Raw genomic sequence first — 15,633 nt, 5'->3', positions numbered from 1 at the left:
TGGGGGGGGTGTTCGGTTGGGTCCAACAAACAAAAAAAAAACAACACAGAAGGGGGGGGGCAGGACTTTCCCCGACGCACCACCTCCCCCCCCCCCCCGGGGGGGGGGGGGGGGGGCGCCCCCCCCCCCCCCCCCCACTCCTGGGGAGGAACGTCTCCGTTGTCCAACAACGTCCGTGCAGTCGCCGTCGCCGTCGCCCTCGTACTCGCCGTGACGGCCGGCGGTGCCTCCGTCGCCCCCGCCGTGGCGGCGCCCGCCGCGACCGGTGCGTCGGCGGCCGCCGACCTGTCACAGGAGCAGGCCGTGCGCGTACCCGAGAAAGGGCTTCTGCGCGGCGGCGGCCCGTCCGGCTTCCTGACCGTCCACGAGCAGGCGCGTGACCGCTTCACCTGGACCCGGTACGCGGACGGCGGCACCGTCGAGCTGTCGGCGGGCACGTACCGGGGGTCCGTCGGCAGCGACGTCATCGTGAAGCAGAACGGTCCCACCTCCTACGAGCTGCGCGACATGGCGACGGGCGCCGCGCCCGTCGCTGTCGACACCTCGTCCCTCGGCCCCGCCTCCGACCTCCTCAGGGCGGCCGGGAGGACCCTCCTCCTGGCGGTCGAGGACGGCTCCGGGGGCACGAGTCTGCACCTGGTCTCCGCCGGCGACGACGGCAGGCTCGTCGACCACGAGGTCGCCGGCCTGCCCGCGGACGCGGCCTTCGGGATCTACGACCTGTCCGTGCCCGATGTCTTCGCCCTCGCGTACACCGGCACGGTCGGAGGGACGGCCCAGCGGCGCCTGGCCGTCGTCGACCTGGCCACCGGCACGATCGCGGACGACCGGGCTCTGCCCGCCTCCGCCACCGACGTCAGCGCCTCCACCACCCACGTCGCCTGGGCCGAGAAGGACGCGCAGGGCCGGCTGACCATCGTCTCGGCCCGCCGCGGCGAGACCGCCACGGTCCGGACCCCGCTCACCGGCACCGGCACCGGCCTCCGGGTCGACGTCATGGGCAACTGGGTCACATACACGCTGCACGGCGGAGCCGACGCCTCAGCGCCGAACCCGCTGTTCGCGCTCATGGCCCGCCCGCTCGCGGGCGGGGACGCGGTCAAGGTCATGGACAGCACGAAGGCCCTCTACGGCTGCGGCACGGTCCAGGGCGGGACCCTGGCCGGCGGCGAGGGCGTCTACCGGATCGCCCCCGGCGCGGACGGTCGGCCGGTCGCGATGCTCCGTGCGAGCAGCGGTCTGGCCACCGCGCTGACGCTGACGTACGAGTTCGTCCCCACCACTCTGAGGTTCCGTACGGACGCTCCGCAACCGACCCTGATCTGGCACGTCGGCCGGAACAACGCGGTGGCGGACTTCGAGCTCGTCCACAAGGCGACCGGCAAGCGGTGGACGAGGGGAGAGGGCCTCGTCAACGGGAACATCGGGCTCGCCGCCGCCACCTGGGACGGCGTCTTCCCCGACTGGTCGGCCGCCCGTAACGGCGCCTACACCTGGACGCTGACCGCCAAGCCCCTCAACGGCATCGGCCCCGACCTCGTCCGGACCGGCACCCTCACCGTCGACAGCGGCACGGGACCGCACGACTACTCGGACAGCGGCGCCCCGGACCTCCTGGTCCGCAACGACGACGGCCGGCTGCTGTCGTACGACTTCCGGCAGATCCTCACCCAGTACGCGCATGTGTCCGAGCGGACCGACCACGGCGGCGGCTGGAACACCTACGACCGCGTCATCTCCACCGGCGACGTCGCCGGCTCCCGCTTCGCCGACGTGGTGGGCCGCGACCGCTCCGGCGTCCTCTGGTTCTACCAGGGCACCGGCACCTCGCTTGCCCGCCGGATCGAGGTCGGCGGCGGCTGGCAGACCTACGACAAGATCACTGCCGGCTCCGACCTGACCGGAGACGGCCGTGCCGACCTCCTTGCTGCCGACAAGACCGGCGTCCTGTGGCTCTACCACTCCACCGGCAGCGCCACGAAGCCCTTCGCGCCCCCAGTCAGGATCGGCGGCGGCTGGCAGACGTACGACAGGATCACCGCCACCGGGAACATCGCCGGAGCCCGCGGCGGCGACCTCGTCGCCCGCGACCGGGACGGCGTCCTCTGGCTGTACCTCGGCAAGGGCGACGGCACCTTCACCACCCGCACCCGGATCGGCGGCGGCTGGCAGGAGTACGACGAGATCGTCGGCATCGGCGACGCCGACCGGGACGGCCGCGCCGACCTGCTTGTCGACGGGAAGGCGATGTACAGGGGCCAGTCCCTCTCCTACTACAAGGGCACCGGCGACGTGCGCACCCCCTTCGCCCCAAGGCGGAAGCTGAGCACTCCGAACACCTTCAACGACGACAACGGGCTGGTTCTTTGAGAAGGCCGCGGAACCCCCGACCTGACGGACTACCGGGGCACGGCCCAGCGTACGGCGCCGTTCGCCCCCGGGCGCTACATCGGCTCGCTTTGGAGCGACGCGCAGCTCTACTGACCCGCTCCCCCTCCCACTGAGAGGCTTCCTTCCGTGGCTCGCCCCAGATACACCCCACACCGCCGTCTCGGCGCGGTCGTCGCCGTCGTCCTGATGGCCACCGCCGGCCCCGCCGCCCTCACAGCCGGCGCCGCCACAGGCAGCGGCTCCCTGTCCGGCGCCGCGCCCGCGGCGCCGGCGGACGCCGCAGCGCCCCTCCTCAAGCCCGGCGACATGGTTCTGGGCATGGGCCGGACCGGGTTCCTGAGCCAGGACGCGGACGACTTCGCCCTCCGGCGCTGGACCCGCCTGGCCGACGGGGCGGTGACCACCGTCCCATACAAGCCCCGCACCTACCTCTCCCGCGACTCGGACGTCGCGGTCCTCCAGAACCGTGCCACCACCACCCTGAAGGACTTGGCCACGGGCACGGACCTCTTCTCGCTGCCTCTGGACTGGGACCGGTACGCGGGAGCCGTCGGCTCCCACCTCTTCGTCCGAGCCGACCTCTCGGGCCACGGCCCCCTGGACGTGTACTCCCCCGGCACGGACGGACCGGTGCGCCGAACGGTGACCGGGCTGCCCGCGGACGCGTCCGATCTGTTCGTGGTGGCGGGCGCCGACGGCGAGGCCCTGGTGAGGTACTTCACCGGTGACGGGACGACAGCGGCCGCCCATCACCTGGCGATCGTGGACCTCGACTCCGCCACCGTGACCTTCTCCCGCCGGGTCCCGGCCGAAGGCTCGATGGAGGAGTTCGCCTACGCTCTCTCCTCCGGGCACGTCGCCTGGACCGAGTACGAGTCGGGTGCGGGTACGAGCGTCGTCGTCCTCGACCGCTCCACCCACAAGGTCCAGCGCTTCCCGATGCCCACATCGGGGAGGCTGCTCTTCGGCCTTGCCGGGGACTGGGTCACCTACTCCAGGCCCGGGGGGCTGCTGGCGGAGGAAGCGAGCACGCTCATCCCGCTGACCGCCCGCAGCCTCACCGGCACGCCCACACGCAAACTCCTCGACCACACGGTGTCCGGTTTCGACACAGCCGGCGACACCCTCGGCTTCGTCGGCGGCACAGTCAGCGGCGGCGAGGGCCTCTACCGGGTCGCGCCCGGCACGGACGGCGTCCCGGTCGTCACCCGGCTCGCCGCGACGGGCGAGCCGACGCAGGTCACGCTGCTCGGCCAGGCCGTCCCCACGACGGTGGACCTCGACCTCGCCGGCGGCAAGCTCCCCATGTCCTGGGAGCTCAGCCGGACCAACGTCACCATGTGGGTCACCCTCCGCAACACCCGCACGGGCGAGTCGATCACGGAGTACGTCGCCCAGCCGGAGCAGGGCGAGGATCCCCAGCCGACCCGGTTCGACTGGAATGGCACGCTCAACTGGCAGGGAAACCCCAACTTCTGGACCTCCGCCTCGGCCGGCCCGTACACCTGGGAGATCAGCGCGAGCCCGCTCAACCGCGTCGGGCCCGCACTGAAGGCGTCCGGCTCCTTCACGGTCACCCGCAAGACCGGCGCGCACGACTACGACAGCGACGGCTCCCCGGACATCCTGGCCCGCGACGAGTCCGGCAACCTGTGGCTCCAGGACGTCCGATACCGGGAGGAGTGGCGAGAGACCTACCAGAATCCGGACTCGCTCGTCGGCGGCGGCTGGCAGGCGTACGACCGGATCGAGGCCACCGGCAACATCGCCGGGGCCGCAGCCCCCGAGGTCGTCGCCCGCGACCGGAGCGGGGTGCTCTGGCTGTACCAGGGCACCGGCAACGGCAAGGCCCCGTTCATCACTCGCACCCGGATCGGCGGCGGCTGGCAGGCGTACACCCTCCTGACGGGCGGCAGCGACCTCACGGGCGACGGCCGCCCCGACCTCGTCGCCACCGACGGGTTCGGCCGCCTCTGGCTGTACCGGAGCACCGGGTCCGCGAGCGAGCCCTTCGCCGCCCGCCGCCTGATCGGGAGCGGGGGCTGGCAGACGTACGACCGGATCACTGCGACCGGAAACCTCGCGGGCGCCGCCCACGGCGACCTCGTCGCCCGCGACCGGGACGGCGTCCTCTGGCTGTACCTCGGCAAGGGCGACGGCACGTTCGCCGCCCGGACCCGCATGGGCGGCGGCTGGCAGCGCTACGACGACCTGATCGGCTCCGGCGACGCCGACCGCGACGGCAGGCCCGACCTGTACGCGGCCGACGTCAACGACGCCATCCCGGCACCGTTCCTCTACCGGGGCACGGGCGCGTGGCAGAGGCCGTTCCGCCCCGCAGAGGGAGTGAACCTCATCCAGGACAGCCGTTGGTTCAACCTCTTCGCCTGATCCCTACCGGCGGGCACGGTCGCTCAGACCGTCTTGCCAACCGTCCGGTCCCTGACGCCCCACGCCCTCGCGAGGGTGGCTACGAGCAGCAGGCCGTAGCCACCCTCGTCCGGCTCCCAGGACGGTAACGTCCGGCACTCGCCGCGCGCGTCCGACAGCCCCATCCGTACGTGCCCGCCCCCCGCTCCATCCGCGGCTCGAAGTCCCGACGAGCACCCGCCCCTGCTGCACCGTGCTTGCAACGAAGGAAGCCGGGGATGCGCTCCCCGAGGCCGAGCAGTGCAAGGTAGACGAATGGGCGGCCAAGCTCGCCAGGCAGACCAGGGTGGAACGCGTCAAGTTGGCCGAAGACTGGAGTCAGGCTGTCCAGGAGCATCGCCACGCACATCGGCACGAACGCTGCCGCACCGGGGATGACTACCCCGTACTACGGCGATGTCTTTCCCCGCGGCCGACTGCAGCTCGGCGAGAACGAGGAAGCGGCCGAGCTGGAAGCGGACGGCGACGAAGAGTTCCTCCTGCAGGCTCTGGAGGCCCACACCCCGCCGGACCCCTCAAAGCAGCTGCCAGCAGGCACCCTGGGCACGGTGACGCGCGTCTCCCCCCGCGTCACCGCGGCACTGGCTGCAATCGACCGCCGCTTCGGCCCCCGTGCGGGATAGGCAGTGCTCAGCAGGCTCAGCGAGGTCCAGGGTTACTTCAGCGACAAGCACAAAGACAAGGCCGACGAGGTCCGCGACCGGGTACTGCAGTCGATCAAGCAGACCGGCGCCACGCTGATCATCGCCCACTCCCTCGGCAGTGTCGTCGTGTACGACATGTTCCGGCGCGGCCAGATCCCGGCGTCTGTGAACCACCTCATCACCTGTGGCTCGCCACTGGCCTGGCTTCCCCTTCACCGCAAACTCCGTCTGGAGACGCCGGCGACATTGCAGCTTCCGACACACGTGGCCTGGCTGAATGTCTTCGACCCTAACGACCCGGTCACTGCGGGCCTCGGCCTTGCCGCCCTGGCGCCGGACGTCACCGACGAAGCCGTCGAAAACCAGGACGACCCCCACTCCGCTGAGCTCTACCTCGAACAGCGACCCGTGGCACTGACCGTGCATGCCCACATCAGCCGGCAACTGCCCGCCTCGTGACAGCGGTCGCATCCCTCCGAGCCCGGGGGCACTGGGTCCTTGACGCGGGAGGCTGAGAGAGCCTGCCTCGCAGAGATACGGAACGGCGCCACCCTTCCCGCGATCGAGCGGCAGGCCGGCTCAGTCGCAGACCAGTTGACGGGCTGACAGCGATGGGGCCTGTCACCAGCATCAGGCGCAACGGCTTAGCCGGGCCGGGGGAGTGGCCACGTCCATCGGGCCGCGGACCGGCAGGGGTTGTGGACGGACATGGCGCGTGGGGTCCGGACTCAACAGCCTGACAGCTGCTGAGTCCGGATCATGTGCTTTCCTCGGTGCGTTGTCAGTGCCTCCGGCTAGCCTGCCCGCTATGAGTCTCTTGCGCCGTCCCGTATCGGAACTCCCCGGCGATCCGGCCCGCTTGCAGCTGACCTACACCCACGGCCACCCTGCGATCCCCTACGACTACGAGGACACCCTCGAGCACTGGGGCGTCTCCGTCCGCTACATCCACGATGAGGACATGGAGTGCGCGGGCGGCTGCACGGAAGCTTGTGAGGGCTCCAAAGACGACGGCAGCGAGGTTGGCCGCCTGAGCCTGTGGCGGCTGCGGGACCACACCGGAGCCGACCGCTGGATGGTCGCCGACAGCGAATCGGGCGACCTGGAAGGCATCGTCTCGACCGTCCTGGACCATGACGAGTACTCGGCAGCCTTCGAAGAGGCCATCGAGTGCCCGGTGGGCGATCTGCTCATCCTGGACCGTGTCTTCCTCACCAAGGCCTGGCGAGGATTCGGCCTTGGCCCCGTGTTCGCCGCAGAAGCCGTCCGCCGGCTCTCCGGCGGCTGCTGCGCCGTCGCAGCCGAGCCCGGGCTGGGGGAGTGGCCCGACTACAGAGACGACATCACCGACGCCTACCGCGCAACCGCGACGAAGAAGATCGCCGCTCTATGGGAGTCGATCGGCTTCCACCCCTTCCGAAACGGCGTACAACTGCTCGACACCAGCCTGCAAGAGCCCGACGACCTGCTGCGTCAGCGCCGGAACGACCTGATGGAGCTCTCCGCCGCCTACCAAGAGCACGCCGCCGGCGGACCCCAGGCAGACGCACCCGCAACAATCCTGCCCACGCCAGCCGTCCACACCGCGCCGAAGCCAGCTCCGGCCAGCGTGAAGCAGGCCGCGGCCGTGCCTGTCGTCCCACGGGACCACCACGAACACCTCACAGCGGACACGAGCCTTGACGGCCTCAAGAAGGACTGCGACAGCTCGGGGTGGAGCCCCAGCGACCGAGCAGCAGCTCTGCGTGTCGCCGCGCAAGCCACCCACGCCACCGACCTGCGTGACCTCGCCACCCAGGTCAAAGACATCCACTTCGGCCTGAGGCAAGCCTGGGAAGCAGCACTCACCTTCCCCGGCCGGTTCATCGACCTACGGCCCTTCCGCGCAGACCACGCCCTCCTCGGACCCCTGGCAGAAATCCCCGTCTACGGCTCCAACCTCACCGGCCGCTACCAGGGGCGCTCGCACTCGCTGGGAGGAGACTGCCAGCACTCACGACGCCTCGACCGGCACACCGAACGCATGACGCTCGCCCAACTCCTCGCACACGAAGCATTCTGGGAGTGGAATGGTCCGGCCTGCTCCTTCTGTCAGGGATGGTCCGGCCAGCGCCTGACAAGGGCTCAGCACGCGCACTACCTCAGCGTTCTTTCCGAGACCGGCTGAAGGACCTGAGATCCGGACGATTCACGGATCGAGGGGCTGGCCTCCGCACTGGCCGACAGTTTTCTGAGTCGGCGCGCAATGCTGCAGGTGCCGACCGGCTTCGGGAGCCAGTCGGACGCCGCCTCCCGCTACGCCATGGTCAACCACCACCGTGAAGACGAGGCACCTTCCATCACGCGCTTGAACCGGGCAGTCGAGGCGAAGCTCCGCGCGGCCGGTGTCGCAGTCCCGAGACAGACATGCTGAAAAGAGGAAGCCTTCCCCGCGAACGTGACCCGGGCGTCCCGCCGGCGTTCCCACAGCCCCCGGCACCCCCAGCACCACTCTTCTCGGACCCGGCAGCAGGCGGGGATCCACTGGCCGGCCACGGCCCTGCGCCGCAGACGAGCAACGGACCGTCCCGCTCCTCCCCATCACTCCTGAGCAGCCGAGCAGCCGAGCAGCCGAGCGGTGGTACGGCTGTGCTCGAGGTGGTTCAGGCCGATTGCGTGCAAGCCGCGGGAACTCTGGGGTAGACCGCGGTGCGTCCAGCATGTGAAGTCCGCTCGACCGGCCTATGGGGGGCGCATGAGCAGTGCAAGGCCCGGAGACGGCGAGGCGCCGACCAGCAGCCGGGACTGGGGGAAGATCACGGCGATCGCCACAGCCGTGGGAACCCTCCTGGCAGGGATCGCCGCGCTTGTATCGATCTTCACCTACGGTTCGTCATCTCCCGCGCGGGGAACAGCGCCGGGCCCGCCTTCGCAAGCCGGTGCGGCGCCCTCAGCCTCGCGCGAGGCCGGTCCTTAGGCCTCTGAGGACTCCGGGCCGGCCAGCCCCTCCGCAGACCCGTCCACGACGAGCTCACCGCCGGCTGCGCCGACGAGCTCACCGCCGGCTGCGCCGACGAGCTCACCGCCGGCTGCGCCGACGAGCTCACCGCCGGCTGCGCCGACGAGCCCGTGCAAGCAGCCGACTCCGCGCACCGCGCAGTTCGACCTGGTGGAGGGCTACGGGTTCAGCCTGAACGACGATCCGCTGCGGCTGGGTGAAACGGGCCCGCAGGGGCAGGGGTTCGAGGCTCACTGGGACGACTTCTTCAACGCGCTCGTGGCGGACCAGGGCGCAAAATTGATCAAGGACGGGTCGAAGTCCCTGGCCGACTGCAAGAAGGCCACACGATTCGAGGACAGCCTCAACGAGTACTTGCTGGTCAAGGGCGACGGCTTCTGTGTCATCTCGGCCACGGGAGCGGTCGGGCTGGTGGAGGTCACGGGCCTCGAACCGGGCACGTACTTCGGCCTCAAGGTCACGGTCCTGCCCGCATCCGAACCGGCCGCATCATGAGGTGAGTACCGGCGGCTCGCGGATGGCCGCTACGGGGACGGTGCCAGGGCGCGAGGCGGGCTCCGGCGCGGACGTCCGGTTCGGGCCGGACCGCACGGAGCGTGCGGCTCACGCCAGGACCACGCCGCCCACGGCCTCGGTACGCCGGCACCGTAGCGGGCCAGAGAACATCGGCTTGGCGAACGTGCGCTGGTAGTCGCGCGCCGCTGGTGCAAGCAGCGCGCCTCGTTGGTGACAGCTGCCGGGCTTGGCCCGACTGAAGCCGCAGCTCACCAGGTGCCGCTGGCGGCACCCATCGTGCTTCGGCCCAGCGCAACCCCATCGGAGCCCGGCACCGCTTCCCCGGCCCGGCACACTCGCGCGCTGCGGGAGTCGCCAGCGAGCCTGGCCGCGTCGTTCACCCAGCTGGACACGATGATCCTGTCAGTGCCTCCTTCTACGGTGTGGTCTATGAGCATGATCGGGCAGTACCTCCGCCTCACCCCGGCCGAACTCGAGCGCGCGCTGCAGGACCCCGACTGGGCGGCCGCGCACGCGCACGCGCCGTACGTCCGCGACGACGCGGCCGCCGAAGCGCGGGTGCATGAGACGGACAAGGCATGGCACGCCCTCGACTTCCTGCTGAGCCGGCGCGGCTTCCCGGTGGACGTGGTCTTCGGAGAGGCGGACATGCCCTGGCCGGAAGGCGAGGACTGGGGATACGGCCCGCCCCGGCTCCTCACCGCAGACCGGGTACGCGCCGCCGTGGATGCCCTGGAGGCCCACGCTCCCGACAGCCTGACCGACGGTGTCACCCCGGCCGATCTGGCCGCCGCGGACATCTACCCGCAGATCGTCTGGGAGCGCGGCGAGGAACCGGACTGGGTCGCCGCCCACTGGGCCGACCTCACGAAGTACCTGCGCACAGCGGCCCGGGAGGGCGACGCGATGCTCCTCTGGATCTCCTGAGCCCAGCCGCCCCCCCCTTTCCTGCGGGGCCATTTCTACGCCAGCCCGCGGCCAAGGCCGGCTCCTGCGCCGTCGTCAGCCAAAGAAGGGACACTGGAGCCCCGGGCCGCGCTTCCGCGCGGGTTCCGGGGCTCCGGTGTCGGGTTCGGTCAGCGTTCGAGGAGGGCGATGCAGATGACTCGCTCGACGTGGTGCGCGACGTTCTCGTGGCCCGCCGCGTTGGGGTGGACCAGGGTGGCGCGCTTGCCGACGACGCCGCAGTCAACCTCGCCTGATACCGCCACGCCCAGTACCAGGCTCATTTGATGACGCTGGCCACCGCTCTGGCGACAAGGGACCGCGCACCCGGCCCGACCATGTCGGCGGCGATATGGCTTACTCGTCTCGCCGTATTCGGCGTCGCCTGCGTAGACGCCAGATCAGGCACACGATCCCCGAGCCGAGAGACCAGCGGGCCAACCGCCGGCGCCGTGGCAGTCAAGGCGGTCGGCCCACAGGGTTCGACAAGACGATCCACCGGCGCCGCAACGGAGTCGAGCGGACCATCAACCGGCTCAAGAACGTCCGGGCTGTAGCCACACGCCTCGACAAACGGTCGTACGTCTTCCACGAGATGGTCACCGTGGCCGCGATCAGCCTGTGGCTACGACCGGCGTGAAGCTCCCTGTTCAGAGATCCTTGGTGCCAGGGTAATGACGGCGGAGGTCGCTGAGCACGCGCTCGTCGACCGCCCTGACGTCCCACAAAGAACTGTCGAACTCGGTGAGGACGACCACCAGTTCGTCCCCGGCGAACCCACATGCTTCGGCGTCGATCAACTGGAGGAAGGGGGTCGTCAGCGACAACAGCGTCAACGTGTCCATGCCGGATTCGGCGGACCGTCTCTCCATCTCGGTACAGCGAGGATCGACGATCTCGTCGAATTCGACGCGCCAGGTCAGGTCCAGGCCGAAGCTGCCGAGGCGAACCAGCAGCTCGGCCAGGGTCACGTAGTGCTTTCCGTGCCAGGCAGGAAACGTGATCCCCTTCATCCTCGCCTCTGCTTCGGCTGTGTAGCGCGACATGCGGCCTCCCTCGTTCAGCGAAGACTAGGCCACATCCCTGATCGGCTCACACGCCCCATCGGACAGCACCTAGCTGACGTGGATGCGAGAGATCGCAGGTCAGGGCTTGGCCAACCCGTGATAGCGGGGATGACAGGTCAGGGGCACCAGGGAGGCGGTTCAACGACCAGTTCGGCCTGACCTCCCACCGCGCACGCTAGTGGCCGGCAGGACTGTGCCGTCCGACGCTTCCTCCGATGGAGGGTTCCGACACGAGGCCGAGTGACGCCCGTGGCGCCCTCTGCGATCTCTCGGGTTCGGGACAAGGTCGAAAAGACCAATGTCAGTGCCGTGCTGTTCACTTGGCCGCATGGACGCCCCAGCTCTGCGCACCCGTCTGAACGACGCCTGGCGCGCGCCCGAATTGCACTGCCCGCTGCCCATTCATGGGGCAGGGCATGTCTGTGTGCCCAGCGACGCGGAGGATCTGGCCGAGCTCGAGCGCATCGCCGCGGACGTGATCGACGGGGCGAGTCTGCCCGTACGCGCGTGGGTGGTCGGGGGTATGGCGGCAGAGGTGCCCGACGGTGCGCCGGTGGGCGGGGAGGGAGGGATCCCTGTCGGCGGGGAGGGCGGGCTGCTGGAGCTGCGCGGGTGGGTGCTGGCCGAGCACTGGTTTGGATACGGCGTGACGGCCACCGCCGATGGCCCGCGCCGCGTCGTGATCCTCGCCCAGCGCGTGTTCACCCGCCCGCCCGGTGTCGGGTGGGCGGCGTTGCTGCGGGAGGCCACCGGGTGGACGGGGCCCGATCGGCGCGGCGTCGACTGGGCCGCGACGGAGGCCGCGCTGGGCACGGCGCTGCCCGGTGACTACAAGGACATCGTCGACGCCTTCGGCCCGGGCAGCTTCGACGAGTACCTGGACCTGCTGGTGCCGGGTGCGCTGGGCACGGATCTGGTCTCCTGGAGCCAGGACATGGCGCGGTACGCCGACCTGTACCGGCCGTACCCGGTCCACCCCGCGCCCGGCGGCGTGCTCACATGGGGGATCTCCGAACAGGAGCTGACCTTTCACTGGCTGACCGGACCGGAAGATCCCAACGACTGGCCGGTCCTGGTGCAGTACCTGGGCGGTGAGTGGCAGCGCTTCGACTGCGGCACCGGCGAGTTCGTGCTGCGCCTGCTCACCGATCGCACCCCGCCGTTCGCCTTCCCGCCCTCCGCCGGACCGTTCCCCCACTGGTTCGCTTCATCGGAGCTGCCGGAACACTGAGCCCTGCCGAAAGGCCCGCCAGGCCCTGTGAGACCACTGGCGGATATGGGCTTACCGGCGTCTGCCTGGCACGGCGCAGGGAGCGGTCAGAGGATGTCGGGGGCGGCCTGGGGGATCGCCACCGGCCTTGCCCAGGCCATGCCCAGCTCGGCGAGCGCGGCGAGCTGCTCGGCGCCCAGCCGGTCTCTCCTGGATTTCGTGTTCGAAATCCATACGCCCAGCTTCACTGGCACTCGCTCGTTCTGGCCGTCGACCTCGATCTCGACGATCGCGCCGCGTGGGACGGGCCTGTGGGCGCCTTCCCGTTCGACCCACTGTGTGAGGGCGGCCAGGCCCGCTGTCCGGGACCGTCTCCGTCATTACCGGGTAATGGAGGCACGGCCCTCCGCGTCACTCTCGTGACTCCTGCCACCTGCTGCTGTCCGGCCTATTCAAAGGTTGGCCGATCTCATTGAACTTGACCGCCCAGCAAGCACCGCAAGGCGTCGTGCAGCCTATGGTCGCCAGATGACGACATGGTTACCCCTCGTCGGGACTCTCCTGGGTGCAGTCATCGCTCTCAGCTCTGCCCTCCTTGTTGAACAGCGCAGAGCGTGCAAGGAAGATCGCAGGGAGCGCCGCAAGGTGAAGCAGGAGGTGTACGCGCGGTACCTCGCTGCTCATGCCGACACTCGCACCCAGCTACGAGTGCTCTCTGTGGCCGTAGGGCTGACCGACGAAGAGCGGGGGCACCGGGCATTCACCGCGTACGCGGGCTGCTACGCGCCGCGGTACGAGCTTGCGGTTCTTGCCCCTCAATCAGTGCTGACGCTGGCCAAGGACTTCGACAGGTGCGCGCGTGACCTGCGAGACCTCATCATCGACGGCACGAACCTCCAGACCCAGGGCCGGGAGTGCATGCAGAAGTACCTCGCCGCTCTGGCCCTAGTACACACGGGGATGCGCGCCGATATGGGTGCAGACTCAGACAGGTGAGATGTCCGCCGGTTCTGAAGTCAACGGCCTCAACTGCGGCAGTCCATGTTCGATGAGACAGGCCATCCGGTCGGCAACACGCTCGCTAGCCGCCGCCCAGGACCCCGTACCTCCTATGAGGCCCGGTGTCTGGGCAAGCGGCGTAAGACGGCGGTCAGAGGGTGTCGGGGGAGGCCTGGGGGATCGCCAGGGGCCTTGCCCAGTCCATGCCCAACTCCGCGAGTAGGGCGAGCTGCTCGGCGTCCAGCCGGTCTCTCCTGGATTTCGTGTTCGAAATCCATACGCCCAGCTTCACGATCGCCGGCTCCGTCTCGCCGTCGACCGCGATCTGCTCGCCGTGACCCCTTGGCACCGGCCGGTCGCCTTCCCGCTCCACCCACTGCGTGAGGGCCGCGAGGCCCCGCTGGAACGCCTGCTGCGCCTTGCTCGGGGCCTTGGCGGCACGCGCGGCTGCGGGGGTGGAAGACGGTGTCTGGTCGGGCTGCACGCCCACCTTCGCCAGCCGCTGCTGCTGCTCGGGGAGAAGCTGCGCCCAGGTGCCCGGGTTCTTCTGCCGCTGGAGCCACCGCCCGATGTCGTCGCCCTCGAAGACCACGCCGGGTGCGATGGCCGGCAGGTGGCCGTCGGCGTCGACGAGGTCGGCGAGGACGCGGTAGTGGCGTTGCCAGTCCAGCGGCCACGGGCAGTTCCAGTCCGGGTCGATCGCAGCCAGCTGCGCGGCGCGCTCGTGCGCCCGTTCCGGGTCCTTCCCGAGACCGTCCTTCCTGCGCAGGTTCGCCAGATGCTGCCCGATGGGCACCATCGCCTCGCCTTCGCCCCAGACGGCGTCCTGTCGGGGTGCGAGGTGTCCAGTGGCCCGCCGGTAGGAGCGCAGGGCGGCGAGCTTGTTCTCCCACGCCTCTTCGCCGGGTTCCCAGACCATCCCGGCCTCAGGAGCGTCCAGCAGCGTCTTGCGTCGCTCCTCCAGCTCCCCGGCCCGCAGCGCCTTCCGCTGCTGATGCACCCACCGCCCAAGCGGGAACTCCTTCGTGACCCCCACCTCGACCTCGACGTCGTAGGCCACGGAGTGGACGCCGGTGATCTCGTTCTCCTTCCGCCAGCGGATCAGGGCTTGGTAGCCCTCCAGCCACACGAGAGACTCCGGCCGGTAGACCCGGGTGCGCAGGAACGCCGCGATCGTCGCCGCGTCGCGCGGGCTGGAGAAGTGCAGCAGAGCGGCTTCGGTGGCGGCCTGGGTGTCGTCGTCCTCCTGGTCCTCGCCGTCGCTCTCGCCGCCGGCCCCGACGATCCGCCCGTCCTCGTCACGCCGGACGTGCACCTTGCGCTTCCCGCTCGTGAGCGCCCGGGAAGCGAGCTGCTCGACCAGACGTTCGTCATGCGAACGCAGGCCCTGGAGCACGGCTACAAGAGGGCGGAACGAGGCGCTGGCGACCATGTCGGTGGGGTCTTCGTTCGGCTCCAGGAAGACCGGCACGATGATCCTGGCGACCTTGGTGCTGCCGTCGCGGTTGAGCCGGAGGGCCCGGCCGATGTTCTGCACGATCTCCACCTGTGAGCCGCGGGTGTCGGCGAAGCAGATCGAGTCGACTCCCCGCTCGCCGGTGATGTCCACGCCCTCTCCGAGAACGCGAACGCTGGCGAGGAACGCCCGGTGCACCCGGCGCCCGGCCGCGTCGATGCCGTTGGCGAACTGGCGCAGGACCTCGCGCCGCTCGGTGACGAGGTGGTCGCCGCACAGCCACGCCGACCACACGCGGTCCGGCGGGACGTGGCGTCCGGCCTCGAGTTCGTAGAACTCGGCGTCGATCGACGACGCGGGCAGCTTCTCCGCCTTCGCCAGGTCCTCATCGGAGGCGTCGTTCATGTACAGCTCGGCCGCCGTCTCGGGCAGCTTGTCCGCGAACGCCCTGGCTTCCTCCACCTTCTGGTGGAACGTCATGACCGTACGCAGGTTGTACGCCGCCGCGTGCTCCAGGAGCGCGGTCTGCAGCAGCGCCAGGCGCCGGCCCCGCTGCGCTTCCTCGGTCTCCCCGAGAATGGGGGAGGGGTCGCGGATCTCCAGCACGTCGATCTCGAACCCGGCGAGGATCTCCCGCTCGATCGCCTCCGAGAGCCCGAGTTCTGCGATCCACGCTCCATAGGTCCCGTTCGGGTCGTCGACCATGGTCGCGAGCCCCACCTCCTGACCGTCCGCGCCCTTCTGCGGCCGGGGTGCGGCGAGGATGCGCGGGGTCGCGGTCAGGTAGAGCCGGAAGTCCGCCGGGATCCGGGCGTTGTCGTGAATCGCCGCCCACGGACGTCCAAGATCCCCAGCGGTTCCGTGCGCCTCGTCCGTTTTACCGACTGGGGTCGTGTTGGGAATGCCGCTGAGCTGGCGTTTCAGGTGTCGTGCATGTTCGCGATGTCGGAGTGGGTCGGGGAGGTCGTTCATGGCGA

At 70.0% G+C, this 15,633-nt stretch carries 12 protein-coding genes and 2 pseudogenes; 10 read left to right on the top strand and 4 right to left on the bottom strand.

The window, feature by feature from the left end; genetic code table 11:
* Nucleotides 1-159: 159 nt before the first annotated feature.
* From ACZ4XX_RS33230 to ACZ4XX_RS33210, 5 genes are all read left to right on the top strand, one after another.
* Complete coding sequence (locus tag ACZ4XX_RS33230) at nucleotides 160-2,370, top strand: FG-GAP repeat domain-containing protein (RefSeq protein WP_468511578.1); 2,211 nt, start codon at nucleotides 160-162, stop codon at nucleotides 2,368-2,370.
* 147 nt (nucleotides 2,371-2,517) lie between these two features.
* The gene (locus ACZ4XX_RS33225; protein WP_468511577.1) at nucleotides 2,518-4,782 is read left to right on the top strand and encodes an FG-GAP repeat domain-containing protein; all 2,265 of its coding nucleotides are present in this window, start codon (nucleotides 2,518-2,520) and stop codon (nucleotides 4,780-4,782) included.
* A 413-nt stretch (nucleotides 4,783-5,195) separates the two neighbouring features.
* Entirely contained in the window at nucleotides 5,196-5,444 is a 249-nt protein-coding gene (locus ACZ4XX_RS33220; protein WP_468511576.1) for a hypothetical protein, read from the top strand.
* 3 nt (nucleotides 5,445-5,447) lie between these two features.
* Complete coding sequence (locus tag ACZ4XX_RS33215; RefSeq protein ID WP_468511575.1) at nucleotides 5,448-5,924, top strand: lipase family protein; 477 nt, start codon at nucleotides 5,448-5,450, stop codon at nucleotides 5,922-5,924.
* 349 nt (nucleotides 5,925-6,273) lie between these two features.
* A complete protein-coding gene (locus ACZ4XX_RS33210) occupies nucleotides 6,274-7,632 on the top strand; it encodes a hypothetical protein (RefSeq protein WP_468511574.1) in 1,359 nt (452 codons plus the stop codon).
* A gap of 785 nt (nucleotides 7,633-8,417) precedes the next feature.
* Here ACZ4XX_RS33210 and ACZ4XX_RS33205 read toward each other — a convergent pair.
* On the bottom strand, nucleotides 8,418-8,579 hold the full coding sequence (locus tag ACZ4XX_RS33205) for a hypothetical protein (RefSeq protein ID WP_468511573.1): 162 nt from the start codon (nucleotides 8,577-8,579) through the stop codon (nucleotides 8,418-8,420).
* 34 nt (nucleotides 8,580-8,613) lie between these two features.
* Here ACZ4XX_RS33205 and ACZ4XX_RS33200 point away from each other — a divergent pair, with 34 nt between their 5' ends.
* The 3 genes and pseudogenes from ACZ4XX_RS33200 to ACZ4XX_RS33190 all read left to right on the top strand — a co-directional run.
* Nucleotides 8,614-8,958, top strand: a complete 345-nt coding sequence (locus tag ACZ4XX_RS33200) for a hypothetical protein (RefSeq protein ID WP_468511572.1) — start codon at nucleotides 8,614-8,616, stop codon at nucleotides 8,956-8,958.
* A gap of 450 nt (nucleotides 8,959-9,408) precedes the next feature.
* Nucleotides 9,409-9,906: a YfbM family protein gene (locus ACZ4XX_RS33195; protein WP_468511571.1), complete on the top strand. Its 498-nt coding sequence runs from the start codon at nucleotides 9,409-9,411 to the stop codon at nucleotides 9,904-9,906.
* Between the two features lie 178 nt (nucleotides 9,907-10,084).
* Nucleotides 10,085-10,564: pseudogene (locus ACZ4XX_RS33190) on the top strand (transposase); the annotation flags it as partial.
* Between the two features lie 10 nt (nucleotides 10,565-10,574).
* On the opposite strand, the gene ACZ4XX_RS33185 reads toward ACZ4XX_RS33190, so the two are convergent.
* Nucleotides 10,575-10,970, bottom strand: a complete 396-nt coding sequence (locus ACZ4XX_RS33185) for a hypothetical protein (protein ID WP_231069407.1) — start codon at nucleotides 10,968-10,970, stop codon at nucleotides 10,575-10,577.
* 349 nt (nucleotides 10,971-11,319) lie between these two features.
* On the opposite strand from ACZ4XX_RS33185, the gene ACZ4XX_RS33180 reads away from it, so the two are divergent.
* Complete coding sequence (locus ACZ4XX_RS33180) at nucleotides 11,320-12,222, top strand: hypothetical protein (protein WP_468511570.1); 903 nt, start codon at nucleotides 11,320-11,322, stop codon at nucleotides 12,220-12,222.
* Between the two features lie 86 nt (nucleotides 12,223-12,308).
* Here the strand turns inward: ACZ4XX_RS33180 and ACZ4XX_RS33175 are convergent, their stop codons facing one another.
* Nucleotides 12,309-12,554 (bottom strand): helicase associated domain-containing protein, encoded by a 246-nt coding sequence (locus ACZ4XX_RS33175; RefSeq protein ID WP_468511579.1) that lies wholly within the window; start codon nucleotides 12,552-12,554, stop codon nucleotides 12,309-12,311.
* A 175-nt stretch (nucleotides 12,555-12,729) separates the two neighbouring features.
* On the opposite strand from ACZ4XX_RS33175, the gene ACZ4XX_RS33170 reads away from it, so the two are divergent.
* Nucleotides 12,730-13,197, top strand: a complete 468-nt coding sequence (locus ACZ4XX_RS33170; protein WP_468511569.1) for a hypothetical protein — start codon at nucleotides 12,730-12,732, stop codon at nucleotides 13,195-13,197.
* Between the two features lie 154 nt (nucleotides 13,198-13,351).
* On the opposite strand, the pseudogene ACZ4XX_RS33165 reads toward ACZ4XX_RS33170, so the two are convergent.
* Nucleotides 13,352-15,529: pseudogene (locus ACZ4XX_RS33165) on the bottom strand (helicase associated domain-containing protein); the annotation flags it as partial.
* Between the last annotated feature and the right edge of the window lie 104 nt (nucleotides 15,530-15,633).

Source organism: Streptomyces sp. NPDC029956, from assembly GCF_055574655.1.
This window is presented reverse-complemented; position numbering and strand designations above follow the sequence as displayed.

What these genes read in the sequence shown, in the direction of transcription:
- ACZ4XX_RS33220 (WP_468511576.1), top strand. Translation starts at nt 5,196, where the DNA reads ATGACTACCCCGTACTACGGCGATGTCTTTCCCCGCGGCCGACTGCAG.
- ACZ4XX_RS33210 (WP_468511574.1), top strand. Translation starts at nt 6,274, where the DNA reads ATGAGTCTCTTGCGCCGTCCCGTATCGGAACTCCCCGGCGATCCGGCC.
- ACZ4XX_RS33195 (WP_468511571.1), top strand. Translation starts at nt 9,409, where the DNA reads ATGAGCATGATCGGGCAGTACCTCCGCCTCACCCCGGCCGAACTCGAG.
- ACZ4XX_RS33185 (WP_231069407.1), bottom strand. Translation starts at nt 10,970, where the DNA reads ATGTCGCGCTACACAGCCGAAGCAGAGGCGAGGATGAAGGGGATCACG.
- ACZ4XX_RS33180 (WP_468511570.1), top strand. Translation starts at nt 11,320, where the DNA reads ATGGACGCCCCAGCTCTGCGCACCCGTCTGAACGACGCCTGGCGCGCG.
- ACZ4XX_RS33170 (WP_468511569.1), top strand. Translation starts at nt 12,730, where the DNA reads ATGACGACATGGTTACCCCTCGTCGGGACTCTCCTGGGTGCAGTCATC.